The following is a 14,785-nucleotide window of genomic DNA, read 5'->3' as shown; positions in this document are numbered from 1 at the left end:
CCAAGATAATAACATTATAATACAGATAAACATGAGTATAGGTAATTTCAGACAATAATTCGGAAATTGTTCATAATTTCACAAACATATTTTTCCTTTTTCCTCTATTGAAAATACAAAAGTCCAAATTTTTATTGCGCATGTTTTCATGCTATATACATAGTGAGGAGGGAAAAGTGATGAATGGGATTGAAATTTTTGCGAATGCAATTTTAAAAGAAGCGTGTAGGGTACAAGCGTCAGATTTACATATTGTGCCCCGGCAGAAGGATGTAGCGGTGCAACTACGTATAGGAAAAGATTTAATGACGAGACAGTGTATTGAAAAGGAGTTTGGAGAAAAACTTGTCTCACATTTCAAATTTTTAGCATCTATGGACATAGGCGAGAAACGGAAGCCACAGAATGGTTCGTTGTATTTGCAAATTGATGGACAAGAAGTGTATTTACGCCTTTCAACACTTCCAACAGTATATCAAGAAAGTCTCGTTATTCGCCTTCATTTACAAGCATCTGTTCAGCCCTTATCACATCTTTCGTTATTTCCAAGTACGGCAGCAAAACTACTCTCGTTTTTACGCTATTCACAGGGGCTACTTGTGTTTACTGGACCGACTGGATCTGGGAAGACGACGACAATGTATGCATTATTAGAGGTAATTAGAAAAAAGAAAACACGTCGCATCATTACACTTGAAGATCCGGTTGAAAAAAGAAGTGACGATGTATTACAAATTCAAATAAATGAAAAAGCGGGTCTCACATATGAAACAGGATTAAAGGCTATTTTACGTCATGATCCAGATATTATTTTAGTCGGTGAAATCCGTGATGAAGAAACAGCAAAAATAGCTATAAGAGCAAGTTTGACAGGACATTTAGTAATGACAACACTGCATACGAATGATGCGAAAGGAGCAATCATTCGCTTCATGGATTATGGTATAACGAGGCAAGATATTGAACAGTCTTTATTGGCTGTAGCTGCACAGCGACTTGTCGAATTGAAGTGTCCGTTTTGCAGAGGAAAGTGCTCAACTTTATGTAAATCAATGAGGCAAGTAAGGCAGGCTAGCATATATGAGCTACTATATGGATATGAGTTAAAACAAGCGCTTAAAGAAGCTGGTGGAGAATGTGTTACTTACAAACATGAGACTTTAGAATCGTCAATACGAAAAGGATATGCTTTAGGTTTTTTAGAAGAAGATGTTTATGTTTAAGAAAACTTGGAGTTTAAGTGATCAAGTAGTATTGTTGAAACGTTTAGGAGAATTATTAGAAAAAGGCTACTCTCTTTTACAATCATTAGAATTTTTACAGTTTCAATTACCTGTAGAAAAGAAAGTACAATTGCAGCGCATGATTGAGGGGTTAAAAGATGGGAAAAGTCTACACGATTCTTTTCATCAGTTAAAGTTTCATCAGGACATGTTAAGTTATTTATTTTATGCCGAGCAACATGGTGATATTTCTTTTGCTTTGCAACAAGGAAGTGCACTTCTTTATAAGAAAGATAAGTATAGGAGAGACATGATGAAAATAATGCAGTATCCTATGTTTTTGATGTTTTTTCTACTAATCATGCTCTTTATTTTTAAACTCATTTTATTACCTCAGGTTGAAATGGTTTATAGTTCGTTCGGTTCTAATACACCACTACTTACAGAACAAATTTTAAGTGCAATAAAACTGCTACCTTACATTATTTTAACCGCTATTTTAACTGTTATTATTGGAGGTATTTTATACATGTTGTATTTTAGGAAACTTCCACATATTAGACAGGTAAAAATTATGCTTCGTATTCCCCTCATCAAAACATTTCTTATTTTAAAGCATTCACATTATTTTGCTACTCAGTTGAGTGGTTTATTAAATGGTGGACTATCAGTATGTGAAGCTTTAACAATAATGATGGAGCAAAGATATCATCCGTTCTTTAAATATGAAGCGAGCCGGATTGAAAGACAATTAATTGGAGGAGAACAGTTACAATCTATCATTGCTAAAAGTGGGTATTACGAGAAAGAACTTTCTTATGTTATTACGCATGGACAAGCAAACGGCAATTTAGGGATTGAATTAGGTGACTATAGCGATCTTATTATGGAAAAGATGGAACGGAAAATTAAACATATGTTAGTTATCATTCAGCCTATTTTATTTACATGTATTGGAGGAATCGTTGTCCTTATGTACTTAGCGATGATTATGCCGATGTTTCAAATGATGAATTCTATTTAGGGGGCATTTGTATGCAGAATGAGGAAGGGTTTACTCTGTTAGAGATGCTATTAGTAATGGTTGTCATAACTATATTATTACTATTAATTATTCCGAATGTAGTTACACAGCGCTCATCGGTCCAAGGAAAAGGTTGTGCAGCTTACGTGAAATCTATAGAAGCGCAAATACAAGTATATCAATTACAACATAATAAAATTCCATCGTTAAAAGAACTGACAGATGAAAAGTATATTACAACTGATAAGTGCCCGAATGGCGAATCTATTCATATTTCAGATGATGGCGCAGTATCAATTAGGGCATTGTGAAACAACAGGGGTTTACTTTTTTAGAAATGTTACTCGTTTTATTTGCTATTTCTGTATTAAGTATAGTTACGTATTTTAGTGTTCATTCCTTATACGAGCGACAAAAAGTTGAACAATTTTTGAGACAGTTTTCAAATGATATTTTGTATATGCAGCAATTAGCGATAAACCGTCAAAAGCACTATACATTACGTTGGCATAAAGATAGAAATATGTATGCTATAAAAGAGTCAGGTACAAAGTATTATATCGTCAAGCGAGAGTATGAAGAAGATATACAAATTGATTTGCATACGTTTCCAAATCCGATGACATATAATCCAAGTGGAAATATTAATAGAGGTGGTACGATTATAATTTCGTATCGAAATTATAAATATGAAATTGTATTTCAGCTTGGAAGAGGGAGATTTACGTATCGTGAAATGTCAAAAAGGATCCATAATGGCTGAAATGATTGTATCGTTAAGTGTTTTAATGATGGCTGTATCGTTACTACTACCGCAAACAGTATTAGTTATGCAAGAAAGAAAAAATATACAAATTCGTTATAAGGCAACTGGATTATTAAAAAAAGAAGCAGCTATATATATGTATGGAAATGAAGACAAGCGAATAATAGAAAAGAATATAAATGGAATTGTGTATTACACATATTGGGGAGGCAATGAAGTTTGTACTGTGTGGAGAGATGTGAAAGAAAGAATGATGGAACAATGCTTTTATGTAGGAGAAAAAATAAATTAGAATTTGGTTTTTCATTAATAGAAATGATTGTATGTCTGTTTCTATTATCAATATTTTTTTTGCTCTTTCCCCGCCTACATTTCATTGAAATGGAAAATAAACAGTCGAAAGGGTTAAATGATTGGGAGTGGGATGTGTATTTAGGGCAAATGCAATTGGAGTTTCGTGAAGTATCATCTGGAGAACAGCTAGCATTTGAAAATGGAGAAAGTATTTTACGATTCCGATCGCGTAATGGGAGTGAAGTATCGTATGAAAAAGAGAATAGTCGTCTTATAAGAAAGGTAAATAGGCGCGGGAGGGAAGTTGTTTTACAAAATATTGGAACGGTTTCTTACAAACTAACACCTCATGTACTCATTATAAATGTGAAAGATACTAGTGGGAAAATATATGAAGGTGTAGTTATGCGATATAGCGAAATAGGAATAAATGTATGAGAAAGCAAAATGGATTTACAATGCCTGGAACGATTATCTTTCTTATTTTATTAACTTCTTTTTTTATATACGAAACAAATATGTTGTTTACAGATAAAAAATTTTATATAGAAATAGAACAAAAGTTTTTATTGGATGAATTACTTAACCGATCTATTACAGATATAAAAAAAGATTTACAGCAAAAAGAAAAAGAAGGTACATTTTTCTTTCAGTATGAAAAGGGAGAAGCGAGTGGAAATTATGTCTTTGAAAATGATTTAATTCTCGTTGCGTTGCAGTGCACACTCAAACAGGAAGCTTTCTATACGGTGAGTTTTCGGTATAGAAAAAAGGATGGAAAAATAGTGGATTGGATAGAAGGATAATATGTGAAATATATGGAGATAAACCAGGATTTTCTATTGTAAATTGAATTGATTTTTTAGAAGAAATGGATAAATATAATGATTAAAAGTTTAAATTTTCTCAAAAAAGAGAAAGGTAGAAAGAATATGATATATTCATGCTATCCAATCATTATTTTTAGGGAGAATAGGGAAATGACAAACAACAATCAAATAGGTGAAAATAAGGAACAAACTATTTTTGATCATAAAGGAAATACGATTATGACAGAAGATAGAGAAATACACATTATTTCAAAATTCGAAGAACCTCTTATTGTCGTATTAGCAAATGTACTAAGTGATGAAGAGTGTGATGAATTGATTGAAATGTCTAAAAATAAAATGGAGCGTTCTAAAATTGGTTCATCACGTGATGTAAATGATATTCGAACAAGTAGCGGTGCATTTTTGGAAGACAATGAACTTACTTCAAAGATTGAAAAACGAATTTCATCTATCATGAATGTTCCTGCGTCGCATGGTGAAGGATTACACATTTTAAATTATGAAGTGGATCAACAATATAAAGCACACTATGATTATTTTGCGGAACATAGTAGATCAGCTGCTAACAATCGTATTAGTACGCTTGTAATGTACTTAAATGATGTAGAAGAAGGCGGGGAAACGTACTTCCCGAAATTAAATCTTTCTGTACACCCTAGAAAGGGAATGGCAGTATACTTTGAGTATTTTTATCAAGATCAATCACTAAATGAGCTTACGTTACACGGAGGGGCACCTGTAACGAAAGGCGAGAAATGGATTGCAACGCAGTGGGTGAGAAGAGGTACTTATAAGTAAAAGCGAGTGTTACGTTTTGTTCTTCATAGTATAAGAACAAAACGTTTTTTTATTAAACAAAGTAGCATCTTTCGTTATAATAACAATTAATAAATGACGATTGAGAGGACAGAAAATGAAATCTATATACATAACCGGCTACATGGGAGCAGGGAAAACAACAATTGGAAAAGCGTTAAGTAAAGAACTTCAAATGGATGTTGTAGATACTGATCAAAAAATCGAAGAGAAGCAAGAGAAGGCAATTCGAAATATTTTTGCCGAAGAAGGCGAAATGGCTTTTCGGGAATATGAAAGCGAAATGTTACGTGCGCTACCAGTCCATAATGTCATTATTACAACTGGTGGGGGAATTATTGAACGAGCGGAAAATCGCAAGTGGATGAAAGAGAACGGAACTGTCGTGTATTTATATTGTGATCCGCATGTAATTGCAGAAAGGCTTAGTGAAGATACGACACGTCCACTATTTCAAAAGAAAGATATAGATGCATTTGTAACGAAATTTGAATCACGCCGAGCTTATTATGAAGAGGCTCACATTCATATCGATACGACAAATAAGTCTGTAAAGCAAATTATGAATGAATTAAAGGAAAAGATTAATGTATAAAAAAGTGGACATACTAATCAAGTAGAGGTGATGATAATATGTCTACTAATGATTATGTTCGCTTTGTGACGCAGCAGTTTGTGTCGTATATGGATGCTCCAAAAGAAGATCGAAAACAAAAGAAAGAACAACGCCGTGCTGAAAAAGAGCCATTTATGAATAAGTGGTTTGGTGTTATGCCGCTGAGTGCTGCTTTGTTTTATCGAAATGTAAAAAGTAAAAGAAAAAAATCAAGTTAAATTTTAGTCATATGTCTAGCAAAATAAAGATGCCCTAGTGTCGTAATACACTAGGGCATCTTTGTTTACTGCACGGATTCTTGTTCTTCCGTAACGGCATGTATTTTATTGTTCACCCATACGAACCCTATTCCGATACAAATAGAAATACCCCATCCGACAGCGGTCATAATCGCTCTCATTTCACCGTAGCCATCTACACCAAAAACAGAGATGAAATAAATTTTTAAAAAGCTTTTTAATATAAATTGTAGCCCGAAAAATAACGTTAAATATTGCAGTGCTGGATATATACGACTATCACGATAAAGCTCACGACTTTTATCACGGTCATGACCTTGAAGTGCGGCAATATCTGCTGCGAAATATAACATAAGTGGTTTTTTTATAAAAATTGTACATATGACGATAATACCGAGTACGATGTGATAATATGCATCATTCCACAACATTCGTTCAGCTGACCCAGATAATAGATCTACCGTTGTATTAGAAATGAGTGTAATTAAAATAAAGAACCCTGTCACGTTAAACTGTTTTTCTTTTTTAAAGGTATACAGTGTATAAATAATCCCTGGAACAGAGGAAAGTAACATCGCGTAATAAGGATCGATATAAGGTTTTGCAAATTTCCAAATGAGGAATGGGATTACGAGATAAAAGACAAGATCTAATATAGCTTTTTTATTTTGATTCATACAAAGCCTCCTTAAGTCATACATATATTTTATAATATAATTTCTGAAAATTGTATAAGGTTTAATGGGAAAAGAAAAAATATATCAATTTTTGAGGGATTAGTAGATTGAAAAAAATTGCCCCTAGCGTAGTAAGTTTTTTTAGTATATAATAAAGGAAACGCTTTCATTTTTAGTTTGTTCACAAAATGGACGGAAAATCACATATTTACTATCGATATGTTGCTTTATAATGAAACTAATTAAATATACATGCATACAATATTGTGAAATAAATAACATAAATAATCTATATAAATGTAAACGTTATCAAAAGAGAGAGGTGGAGACAATGAGTAAATTTTTCTTCAATCATAATCCAGCAACAGTAGAGGATGGAAGGCTTGTTAAATATGCTGAAATTATTTATGGAGAAGGTGGCCGTTCTGTATTAGAAAATTTAATGGTGAAGGCATCTATCAGATTGCGTGATCGTTATCCGAATAAATCTGACGAGCAGATCTCGAACCTAGTAAATAAAGGCATCCATGATATGTTTCAAAAATATGTGAGCGAGTAAGAGTAGCCAATGGCTGCTCTTATTTTTTTGTATAAGGATTGTAACTCTAGCTGAAAATAAACATGTATTCTGAAAAACGTAAAAAGGAGTGGGAAAGATGAGCAATGGAATTGGACGTTCGAAAGAAAATCTTCCAACTGATGCAAATCATGTGAGCGCGAAGGATCGTGCGTATCAAAAACGCATGGCAAAGCAAAAACAACAAGAGCGTAATGAGGATAGAGAGTAACTCGAAATAAAGCTCCTTCTAAAGCAGAAGGAGCTTTATTTTGATAGAAAATGATTCGCGGTAACATAAAAGAGTCCACCGTTAATAATTTGCACTGTAATACGTGGTTCATACTGTTCTTGCAGAGCTTGTTTTTCAATTTCATAGCTCTCAGGAAGTTCGTCACTTTCTTCATAAAAACGGTTTAAAAGGTCTAAATCATGATTCCAACGCACTCTTGCTTCTTTTGCCCACGTATGGTCATCTTCTGCAATTATATTTTTTAAAGCGTCTTCTATACGTTGTAAACCACTTTGAGGTTTAATGATGGGCGAGAGCGTAAAACAAAAATCAGGTATTTTTGGTGTAAGTTTAATGTTTGTTAATGTTTCATGAAAGTTTGCCATCATTGTTCCAGAAATGAGATGAATGCCAATCGAGTGAAGGATGTCTTTTTTTCGATCACATTGATAGGAAACTTTTATATTAATACCGAGCCAAGGGTGGAGCGGTGTATGTGTTGCCCCATTATGTCTTACATCCTCATATAAACGTATGTAAGAGCCTAATTCTTTTGTCGTTTGGAAAATTTGATGTAGACGTGGTGAACCGTAGTGAATAAGCTCACCATCATTTTCTTCATTTTCTGGATTTGTAATAAGAGTAAGGCGCATCGGATTCGGTACGCCTCCTGTTTTCTCAAGATAGTGCCAATAAAAAGGGCGATTCATTAATAATTTATCCATCTCAATTGTTAACTGTACATCTAATAAATGAGGAGAACGTTCTAAAATTTCACAGTTATTCGCCTCAAAGAAATTGTATAAGTAATTATGAATTTCATGTTGCTGCATAGCCTTGCACCTCAGCTTCATTTCGTTTCGCAAAGTCGATTATAGATGTTAAGTTTTCCATCTTAATTCTAATTTCACCTTCGCTTTTTGATTGCGCGAAAATTTCTTGAATGTGCGCGTCGATGTTTTTCATATTAATTCTCGTTAAAATTTCATCGAGTTCACCGATAACACGCTCGAATAAGTTGATTTTTTCATATAACAGTTTCAGAATATGTTCTTCAACAGTATGCTTTGTAGCTAAGTTGTAAATATGAACATCATTCTTTTGACCGAGACGGTGAATACGTCCGATTCTTTGCTCAAGACGCATTGGATTCCATGGCAAATCATAATTGATCATATGGCTACAAAACTGTAAGTTAATGCCTTCTCCGCCAGCTTCCGTTGCAATTAACACTTGGGCACGATTTTGGAAAAGTTCCTTCATCCAATCTTTCTTCCCGCGTTTAAATCCGCCGCGGAATGGGACAGAAGAAATACCGTGTTGTTGTAAAAACCATTGTAAGTACATCTGTGATGCTCGGTATTCCGTGAAAATGACGACTTTATCGTCAATTTCTTTTATAAGCTCTAGAGCTTTAGTTGCTTTCGAGTTGAAAGGAATATGATTAATTTTGTCCATTAGCACATCGATATGTGGATCTTTTATATAATGTTCATTTTCTTTCTGTCTTTTTTCTACATGCTTTTTCAATGAATAGTAAACAGCCTCACGACTACTACACGCTTCCCGTTTTAACGTTAACGATGAGAAAGCAGATGTGAAGGCGTCTTGTCCTCGCCAATTTTCGATATCATTATATAGAGCTTGTTCTTGTTCATTAAACTCAACAAAAATTGTACGTACATGTCTCTTCGGCCAATCGATACCGGTATTATGTCGTCTATTTCGCACCATTACTTTATTAATGAGAGCTTTTAAGTCTTCATCTGATTCGGCTGAACGATTTTTGGAAGCGTAATATTCTTCAAAGTTGGATTGATTGCCTAAATGTCCTGGTTTTAATAAAGAAACAAGGTTAAAAATTTCATCAATCTTATTTTGAACAGGAGTAGCGGTTAGTAATAAACAAAACTTCTTTTTTAATCGTTGTGCAAATTCATAGTTTTTTGTTTTATTATTTTTCAGTTTATGTGCTTCATCGATAATAATAAGGTCATATTCTAAGTTCAACACGATATCGCGATGTGGTGAACGTTTCGCAGTATCAATTGATGATACGATTACGTCAGCTTGTTCCCACGAGTAGCTTTTCTTTTGTGCTACAGCGGGAATGAAAAACTTTGTATTCAGCTCGTATGCCCATTGTGATACGAGAGAAGCTGGGACAAGTATAAGTACCTTTTTCACAAGCCCGCGGACCATGTATTCTTTCAAAATAAGTCCAGCTTCGATTGTTTTTCCAAGACCTACTTCATCTGCTAGAATCGCTTTACCATTCATTTGTTCAATTACATTTTGAGCGACTTCTAATTGATGCGGAAGCGGTGTGAAATGGGATAAATGTTTCGGTGCTTGTAGTCCATCAAAAGTAGGAACAAGTAACGATTTTTCTGTTTCATAAGCTAAGTGATATAAATCCCAGTTTGTCCAAGGACCATCTTCATCAATTCTATTTAAAAAATTGTTTTGCCACGTCCGATCTACGGAAATATCGACATTCATTACGACTCTCCCACCTTTTATAAACTAAAGTAATTATTTTTTAATGTATGATGATTTGCCTTAAAAGAAGGCATGATTATCGTTATTAAAGGCTATATGATAGACAATAATAAAGTATTAAATCTCCAAAGCTGTATTTATTGTGTTTTAACATAAAAAATTCTAAATTATTTTTTATGCTAGAATATTGATGAAATATAGCGAATGATGTTAGGATAATGGTGTGAAATGTGTGGAATCTTTCGTATTTTATCCAAGAAAGTGATTTTTTATTTACGCTTTCATAAAAAAATATAATGAGATTCCGTATATCCTATCTTTTCAGAATGAAAATGTTTAGAAAAGGGAAGCAACTTTTATTGATTTGTCAAAGCATAAGGGGGAGAGAGCATGATTACATTACAACGTACACCGTTATTTGATGTATACGCGAAGTATGGTGGGAAAACAATCGACTTCGGTGGTTGGGAATTACCAGTTCAATTTTCAAGCATTAAAGAAGAACACGAAGCTGTACGTACAGCTGCAGGTTTGTTCGATGTGTCTCATATGGGAGAAGTTGAAGTAAAAGGTGTAGATAGTTTAGCATTTTTACAACGTGTTGTTACAAATGACGTATCTACCTTAAAGGTAGGGGGCGCACAATATACAGCTATGTGCTACGAAAATGGTGGTACAGTAGATGATTTATTAATCTACAAACGTGGTGAAGAAGACTATTTATTAGTAATCAATGCATCAAATATCGAGAAAGATTACGAATGGTTAGCAAGTCATGTAATTGGCGATGCGACAGTAGTCAATGTTTCTAGTGAAGTTGCACAGCTTGCAATTCAAGGACCAAAAGCAGAAGGCATTTTACAAAAAGTTGTGTCAGAAGATTTGAAAGAAATTAAGTTCTTTAAATTTAAAAACGATATTCTTGTAGATGGAATTCCAGCACTTGTATCTCGTACAGGTTACACAGGTGAAGATGGATTCGAAATTTACTGTAAGAGTGAAGATGCTGCAAAACTTTGGGAGAAACTTCTTGAAGTTGGAGCAGAAGAGGGCTTAAAAGCATGTGGTTTAGGTGCTCGTGATACACTTCGATTCGAAGCAACATTACCACTTTATGGACAAGAATTATCAAAAGATATTACACCGATTGAGGCTGGAATTGGCTTTGCGGTAAAAACAAATAAAGAAGCCGACTTCTTTGGAAAAGCAACGTTAAAAGAGCAAAAAGAAAACGGTGCGCCTCGTAAATTAGTCGGCATCGAAGTAATCGAACGTGGAATTCCTCGTACGCATTACCCTGTATTTATTGGTGAAGAAAAAATTGGGGAAGTAACAAGTGGTACACAATCTCCAACGTTAAAGAAAAGCATTGGTTTAGCACTAATTGATGTAAAATACGCAGCAGTTGATACAGAAGTAGAAATTGAAATTCGTAATAAACGCGTCAAAGCAGTAGTTGTTCCAACACCATTTTACAAACGTTCAAAGTAACGGGGAGAGGGGTAGATTTCATGTTGCATCGTTATCTTCCAATGACAGAAGAAGACAAAAAAGAAATGTTACAAACGATCGGCGTTCAAACGATCGATGAATTATTCTCTGATATTCCAGAGAGTGTTCGTTTTAAAGGGGATTTAAAAATTAAAGAAGCAAAATCAGAGCCAGAGCTTTTAAAAGAGCTATCTCAAATGGCTAATAAAAATGCTAACTTAAAAGAATACGCTTCTTTCTTAGGAGCAGGCGTATACGATCATTATGCTCCAGTAATTGTAGATCATGTTATTTCTCGCTCAGAATTTTATACAGCTTATACACCATACCAACCGGAAATTTCACAAGGGGAATTACAAGCAATCTTTGAATTCCAAACAATGATTTGTGAATTAACAGGAATGGATGTAGCAAACTCTTCTATGTATGACGGGGGTACAGCTTTAGCTGAAGCGGCAATGTTAGCAGCTGGCCATACTCGCAAAAAGAAAATTCTTGTATCTAGCGCGGTTCATCCAGAATCAAGAGCAGTACTTGAAACGTATGCAAAAGGTCAAAATCTTGAAGTTGTTGAAATTAATCATAAAGATGGTGTAACAGATTTAGACGTATTACAAAGTGAAGTAGATGATACAGTTGCTTGTGTAATCGTTCAATATCCAAACTTCTTCGGACAAGTTGAAAAATTAGCTGATATTGAAAAAATCGTTCATCAACAAAAATCATTATTTATCGTTTCTTCAAATCCATTATCATTAGGCGCATTAACACCACCAGGGAAATTTGGTGCTGATATTGTAATCGGTGATGCACAACCATTCGGTATTCCAACGCAGTTTGGTGGACCGCACTGTGGTTACTTTGCAACAACGAAAGCATTTATGCGTAAAATTCCAGGACGTCTTGTTGGACAAACTGTAGATTCAGATGGTAAACGTGGATTTGTATTAACGTTACAAGCACGTGAACAGCATATTCGTCGTGATAAAGCGACATCTAACATTTGTTCAAACCAAGCGTTAAATGCATTAGCAGCTTCTGTTGCAATGACGGCACTTGGCAAACAAGGTGTGAAAGAAATGGCACGTCAAAACATTTCTAAAGCACAGTATGCAAAACGTCAATTTGAAGCGAAAGGCTTCACAGTAACATTTGCTGGACCATTCTTCAATGAGTTTGTTGTAGATTGCAAACGTCCAGTGAAAGAAGTAAACGATGCATTATTACAAAAGAATATTATCGGTGGTTACGATCTAGGCCGTGATTATAAAGAGCATGAAAACCATATGCTTGTAGCAGTAACTGAGCTTCGTACAAAAGAGGAAATTGACACACTTGTAAACGAAATGGGGGCTATCCAATGAAGAACCAAGACCAAGCACTTATCTTTGAAGTGAGTAAAGAAGGACGCATAGGATATAGCTTACCCAAATTAGATGTAGAAGAAGTGAAACTAGAAGATGTGTTTGAGAGCGATTATATTCGAGTAGAAGATGCAGAGCTACCAGAAGTATCTGAACTTGATATTATGCGCCACTATACAGCACTTTCAAACCGTAACCACGGTGTTGATTCTGGATTCTATCCACTTGGATCTTGTACGATGAAATATAATCCGAAAATTAATGAGAGTGTAGCTCGTTTCGCAGGATTTGCAAATATTCATCCACTGCAAGATGAAAAGACAGTACAAGGTGCAATGGAATTAATGTACGACTTACAAGAGCATTTAATTGAAATTACAGGTATGGATACTGTTACTTTACAACCAGCAGCTGGTGCACACGGAGAATGGACAGGTTTAATGTTAATTCGTGCATACCATGAAGCGAATGGTGACTTTAACCGTACGAAAGTAATTGTACCTGACTCTGCTCACGGAACGAACCCGGCATCTGCAACTGTAGCTGGTTTTGAAACAATTACAGTAAAATCAAATGAAAATGGCCTTGTTGACTTAGAAGACTTAAAACGTGTTGTAAACGAAGAAACAGCAGCACTTATGTTAACAAATCCTAATACATTAGGTCTATTCGAAGAAAATATTTTAGAAATGGCAGAAATCGTCCATAATGCAGGCGGTAAATTATACTATGATGGTGCAAACTTAAATGCGGTATTAAGCCAAGCACGCCCAGGAGATATGGGATTTGACGTTGTGCATTTAAACCTTCATAAAACATTTACAGGTCCTCACGGCGGTGGTGGCCCAGGTTCTGGTCCAGTAGGTGTGAAAGCTGATTTAATTCCGTACTTACCAAAACCGATTTTAGAGAAAACGGAAAGTGGTTATCACTTCAACTACGACCGCCCAGAAGCAATTGGTCGTGTGAAACCATTCTATGGTAACTTCGGAATTAACGTTCGTGCATACACGTATATTCGCTCTATGGGTCCAGATGGTTTGCGTGCAGTAACGGAGTATGCTGTATTAAATGCGAACTATATGATGAGAAGATTAGCGCCATTCTATGATCTTCCATTCGATAGACATTGTAAGCATGAATTTGTATTATCAGGTCGTCGTCAAAAGAAACTTGGTGTACGTACATTAGATATTGCAAAACGTCTGCTTGATTTTGGTTACCATCCACCAACAATTTACTTCCCATTAAATGTGGAAGAATGTATTATGATTGAGCCGACAGAAACAGAATCAAAAGAAACATTAGATGGTTTCATTGATAAGATGATTCAAATCGCTAAAGAAGTAGAAGAAAATCCAGAAGTTGTACAAGAAGCACCGCATACGACAGTCATTAAACGTTTAGACGAAACGATGGCTGCACGTAAACCAGTTTTACGTTATGCAAAGCCAGCTCCTGTACAAGTTTGATTAGAATAACAAAAGAAGAACTCGCTGAGGCGGGTTCTTTTTTTGTATGGATAATTTGTCCCGCATTAACGGACAGTAAACTCCCAACTCAAAACTTAGCTGGTGCAAAGAAGCCAGGTGGGAGATAAACTGTCCGTAAATGCCCGATTGGTTCAACTAATAATCAGTGGGGATGAACAAAAATCCCCACTGATTAAAGTTTCACTTTATGCAGAAATAGTGAAGAAAATGTTAAAAAAATATATTTTTTGTTTCCTAATGGTGTAAAGGTGTAGTTTTATAGGTAGTTTTGTTGAAAAAGTCGGTTTGATAAAAGTATTTATTTTTGTTAGAATTTTATTGAAATTAAGAAGATGTGATGAGGCAAAGATTACTCATTTTTATGTATATGTGAAAAAACGAACAAGACGGGGGTGAAAGTGTGGGATATCGATGTTATAGAATGGTATACCATTTAGAAAATGGAGAAACAATTAAAGATGTAAAAGAATTTTGCTATCGAGACCAAGGAAAAGTGTTAGAAAGAGTAGCAAATCGTGTAATGGATAATAGAGAAGTGACGGCGATTGATAAACAAGGAACAATCATTTCAATAGCATGTGAGGACATTGTAAAGGTAGAACTTGATTACATAACAGAAAGTTAACCTTGAGTCATATCGAATTATTCGATAAAATAAA

Annotated in this window: 20 protein-coding genes; 16 read left to right on the top strand and 4 right to left on the bottom strand. The window is 34.9% G+C overall.

Going from position 1 to position 14,785, the window contains the following annotated elements; translation table 11 throughout:
• The first annotated feature begins 179 nt into the window (after nt 1-179).
• From comGA to V7S45_RS20755, 10 genes are all read left to right on the top strand, one after another.
• Nucleotides 180-1,223, top strand: coding sequence for a competence type IV pilus ATPase ComGA (comGA, locus tag V7S45_RS20800; protein ID WP_089607630.1), 1,044 nt, complete (start codon nt 180-182; stop codon nt 1,221-1,223).
• Entirely contained in the window at nt 1,210-2,247 is a 1,038-nt protein-coding gene (gene comGB / locus V7S45_RS20795) for a competence type IV pilus assembly protein ComGB (protein WP_100249632.1), read from the top strand. The genes comGA and comGB overlap by 14 nt, the downstream gene beginning before the upstream one ends.
• Before the next feature lie 11 nt (nt 2,248-2,258).
• Nucleotides 2,259-2,558, top strand: a complete 300-nt coding sequence (gene comGC / locus V7S45_RS20790; protein ID WP_001178687.1) for a competence type IV pilus major pilin ComGC — start codon at nt 2,259-2,261, stop codon at nt 2,556-2,558.
• Nucleotides 2,555-3,010, top strand: a complete 456-nt coding sequence (gene comGD / locus V7S45_RS20785) for a competence type IV pilus minor pilin ComGD (RefSeq protein ID WP_000813141.1) — start codon at nt 2,555-2,557, stop codon at nt 3,008-3,010. The genes comGC and comGD overlap by 4 nt, the downstream gene beginning before the upstream one ends.
• Nucleotides 3,003-3,305, top strand: coding sequence for a hypothetical protein (locus tag V7S45_RS20780; protein WP_000829470.1), 303 nt, complete (start codon nt 3,003-3,005; stop codon nt 3,303-3,305). The genes comGD and V7S45_RS20780 overlap by 8 nt, the downstream gene beginning before the upstream one ends.
• Nucleotides 3,275-3,745 carry a competence type IV pilus minor pilin ComGF gene (gene comGF, locus V7S45_RS20775; protein WP_000923101.1) on the top strand — a complete coding sequence of 157 codons (471 nt, stop codon included), beginning with the start codon at nt 3,275-3,277 and terminating at the stop codon, nt 3,743-3,745. Before V7S45_RS20780 ends, comGF begins: the two co-directional genes overlap by 31 nt.
• Entirely contained in the window at nt 3,742-4,113 is a 372-nt protein-coding gene (comGG, locus tag V7S45_RS20770) for a competence type IV pilus minor pilin ComGG (protein WP_089607628.1), read from the top strand. Before comGF ends, comGG begins: the two co-directional genes overlap by 4 nt.
• A gap of 174 nt (nt 4,114-4,287) precedes the next feature.
• On the top strand, nt 4,288-4,938 hold the full coding sequence (locus V7S45_RS20765) for a 2OG-Fe(II) oxygenase (RefSeq protein WP_000183857.1): 651 nt from the start codon (nt 4,288-4,290) through the stop codon (nt 4,936-4,938).
• A 115-nt stretch (nt 4,939-5,053) separates the two neighbouring features.
• On the top strand, nt 5,054-5,551 hold the full coding sequence (locus V7S45_RS20760) for a shikimate kinase (RefSeq protein ID WP_089607627.1): 498 nt from the start codon (nt 5,054-5,056) through the stop codon (nt 5,549-5,551).
• 38 nt (nt 5,552-5,589) lie between these two features.
• A complete protein-coding gene (locus V7S45_RS20755; RefSeq protein WP_000106083.1) occupies nt 5,590-5,790 on the top strand; it encodes a YqzE family protein in 201 nt (66 codons plus the stop codon).
• A gap of 65 nt (nt 5,791-5,855) precedes the next feature.
• On the opposite strand, the gene V7S45_RS20750 is transcribed toward V7S45_RS20755, so the two are convergent.
• A complete protein-coding gene (locus V7S45_RS20750) occupies nt 5,856-6,488 on the bottom strand; it encodes a VC0807 family protein (RefSeq protein WP_001073111.1) in 633 nt (210 codons plus the stop codon).
• A 141-nt stretch (nt 6,489-6,629) separates the two neighbouring features.
• Nucleotides 6,630-6,746, bottom strand: a complete 117-nt coding sequence (locus V7S45_RS20745) for a hypothetical protein (RefSeq protein WP_003279814.1) — start codon at nt 6,744-6,746, stop codon at nt 6,630-6,632.
• 73 nt (nt 6,747-6,819) lie between these two features.
• Between V7S45_RS20745 and V7S45_RS20740 the strand changes: the two genes are divergently transcribed.
• Nucleotides 6,820-7,047, top strand: a complete 228-nt coding sequence (locus V7S45_RS20740) for a hypothetical protein (protein WP_000032702.1) — start codon at nt 6,820-6,822, stop codon at nt 7,045-7,047.
• Nucleotides 7,048-7,144: 97 nt separating this feature from the next.
• On the top strand, nt 7,145-7,276 hold the full coding sequence (locus V7S45_RS20735) for a hypothetical protein (RefSeq protein ID WP_000064668.1): 132 nt from the start codon (nt 7,145-7,147) through the stop codon (nt 7,274-7,276).
• 35 nt (nt 7,277-7,311) lie between these two features.
• On the opposite strand, the gene V7S45_RS20730 is transcribed toward V7S45_RS20735, so the two are convergent.
• Both V7S45_RS20730 and V7S45_RS20725 read right to left on the bottom strand, forming a co-directional pair.
• Nucleotides 7,312-8,109 (bottom strand): YqhG family protein, encoded by a 798-nt coding sequence (locus V7S45_RS20730; protein ID WP_001183964.1) that lies wholly within the window; start codon nt 8,107-8,109, stop codon nt 7,312-7,314.
• The gene (locus tag V7S45_RS20725; RefSeq protein WP_001100040.1) at nt 8,096-9,778 is read right to left on the bottom strand and encodes an SNF2-related protein; all 1,683 of its coding nucleotides are present in this window, start codon (nt 9,776-9,778) and stop codon (nt 8,096-8,098) included. The genes V7S45_RS20730 and V7S45_RS20725 overlap by 14 nt, the downstream gene beginning before the upstream one ends.
• A gap of 390 nt (nt 9,779-10,168) precedes the next feature.
• Between V7S45_RS20725 and gcvT the strand changes: the two genes are divergently transcribed.
• From gcvT to V7S45_RS20705, 4 genes are all read left to right on the top strand, one after another.
• Nucleotides 10,169-11,269, top strand: coding sequence for a glycine cleavage system aminomethyltransferase GcvT (gene gcvT / locus V7S45_RS20720; protein WP_000631769.1), 1,101 nt, complete (start codon nt 10,169-10,171; stop codon nt 11,267-11,269).
• 20 nt (nt 11,270-11,289) lie between these two features.
• Nucleotides 11,290-12,633 (top strand): aminomethyl-transferring glycine dehydrogenase subunit 1, encoded by a 1,344-nt coding sequence (gcvPA, locus tag V7S45_RS20715; protein ID WP_000903228.1) that lies wholly within the window; start codon nt 11,290-11,292, stop codon nt 12,631-12,633.
• The gene (gene gcvPB, locus V7S45_RS20710) at nt 12,630-14,105 is read left to right on the top strand and encodes an aminomethyl-transferring glycine dehydrogenase subunit 2 (protein ID WP_000795703.1); all 1,476 of its coding nucleotides are present in this window, start codon (nt 12,630-12,632) and stop codon (nt 14,103-14,105) included. The genes gcvPA and gcvPB overlap by 4 nt, the downstream gene beginning before the upstream one ends.
• A 442-nt stretch (nt 14,106-14,547) precedes the next feature.
• Nucleotides 14,548-14,751, top strand: a complete 204-nt coding sequence (locus V7S45_RS20705) for a DUF3929 family protein (RefSeq protein ID WP_000262496.1) — start codon at nt 14,548-14,550, stop codon at nt 14,749-14,751.
• Nucleotides 14,752-14,785 lie beyond the last annotated feature (34 nt).

The sequence above is a fragment of the Bacillus sp. BR3(2024) genome (assembly GCF_039134555.1).
GTDB classification, from domain to species: domain Bacteria; phylum Bacillota; class Bacilli; order Bacillales; family Bacillaceae_G; genus Bacillus_A; species Bacillus_A cereus.
This window is presented reverse-complemented; position numbering and strand designations above follow the sequence as displayed.

Coding starts and splice junctions, on each gene's coding strand:
- comGA (WP_089607630.1), top strand. CDS start 180: ATGAATGGGATTGAAATTTTTGCGAATGCAATTTTAAAAGAAGCGTGT.
- comGB (WP_100249632.1), top strand. CDS start 1,210: ATGTTTATGTTTAAGAAAACTTGGAGTTTAAGTGATCAAGTAGTATTG.
- comGC (WP_001178687.1), top strand. CDS start 2,259: ATGCAGAATGAGGAAGGGTTTACTCTGTTAGAGATGCTATTAGTAATG.
- V7S45_RS20780 (WP_000829470.1), top strand. CDS start 3,003: ATGGCTGAAATGATTGTATCGTTAAGTGTTTTAATGATGGCTGTATCG.
- comGF (WP_000923101.1), top strand. CDS start 3,275: ATGCTTTTATGTAGGAGAAAAAATAAATTAGAATTTGGTTTTTCATTA.
- comGG (WP_089607628.1), top strand. CDS start 3,742: ATGAGAAAGCAAAATGGATTTACAATGCCTGGAACGATTATCTTTCTT.
- V7S45_RS20765 (WP_000183857.1), top strand. CDS start 4,288: ATGACAAACAACAATCAAATAGGTGAAAATAAGGAACAAACTATTTTT.
- V7S45_RS20760 (WP_089607627.1), top strand. CDS start 5,054: ATGAAATCTATATACATAACCGGCTACATGGGAGCAGGGAAAACAACA.
- V7S45_RS20755 (WP_000106083.1), top strand. CDS start 5,590: ATGTCTACTAATGATTATGTTCGCTTTGTGACGCAGCAGTTTGTGTCG.
- V7S45_RS20750 (WP_001073111.1), bottom strand. CDS start 6,488: ATGAATCAAAATAAAAAAGCTATATTAGATCTTGTCTTTTATCTCGTA.
- V7S45_RS20745 (WP_003279814.1), bottom strand. CDS start 6,746: ATGCATGTATATTTAATTAGTTTCATTATAAAGCAACATATCGATAGT.
- V7S45_RS20740 (WP_000032702.1), top strand. CDS start 6,820: ATGAGTAAATTTTTCTTCAATCATAATCCAGCAACAGTAGAGGATGGA.
- V7S45_RS20735 (WP_000064668.1), top strand. CDS start 7,145: ATGAGCAATGGAATTGGACGTTCGAAAGAAAATCTTCCAACTGATGCA.
- V7S45_RS20730 (WP_001183964.1), bottom strand. CDS start 8,109: ATGCAGCAACATGAAATTCATAATTACTTATACAATTTCTTTGAGGCG.
- V7S45_RS20725 (WP_001100040.1), bottom strand. CDS start 9,778: ATGAATGTCGATATTTCCGTAGATCGGACGTGGCAAAACAATTTTTTA.
- gcvT (WP_000631769.1), top strand. CDS start 10,169: ATGATTACATTACAACGTACACCGTTATTTGATGTATACGCGAAGTAT.
- gcvPA (WP_000903228.1), top strand. CDS start 11,290: ATGTTGCATCGTTATCTTCCAATGACAGAAGAAGACAAAAAAGAAATG.
- gcvPB (WP_000795703.1), top strand. CDS start 12,630: ATGAAGAACCAAGACCAAGCACTTATCTTTGAAGTGAGTAAAGAAGGA.
- V7S45_RS20705 (WP_000262496.1), top strand. CDS start 14,548: ATGGTATACCATTTAGAAAATGGAGAAACAATTAAAGATGTAAAAGAA.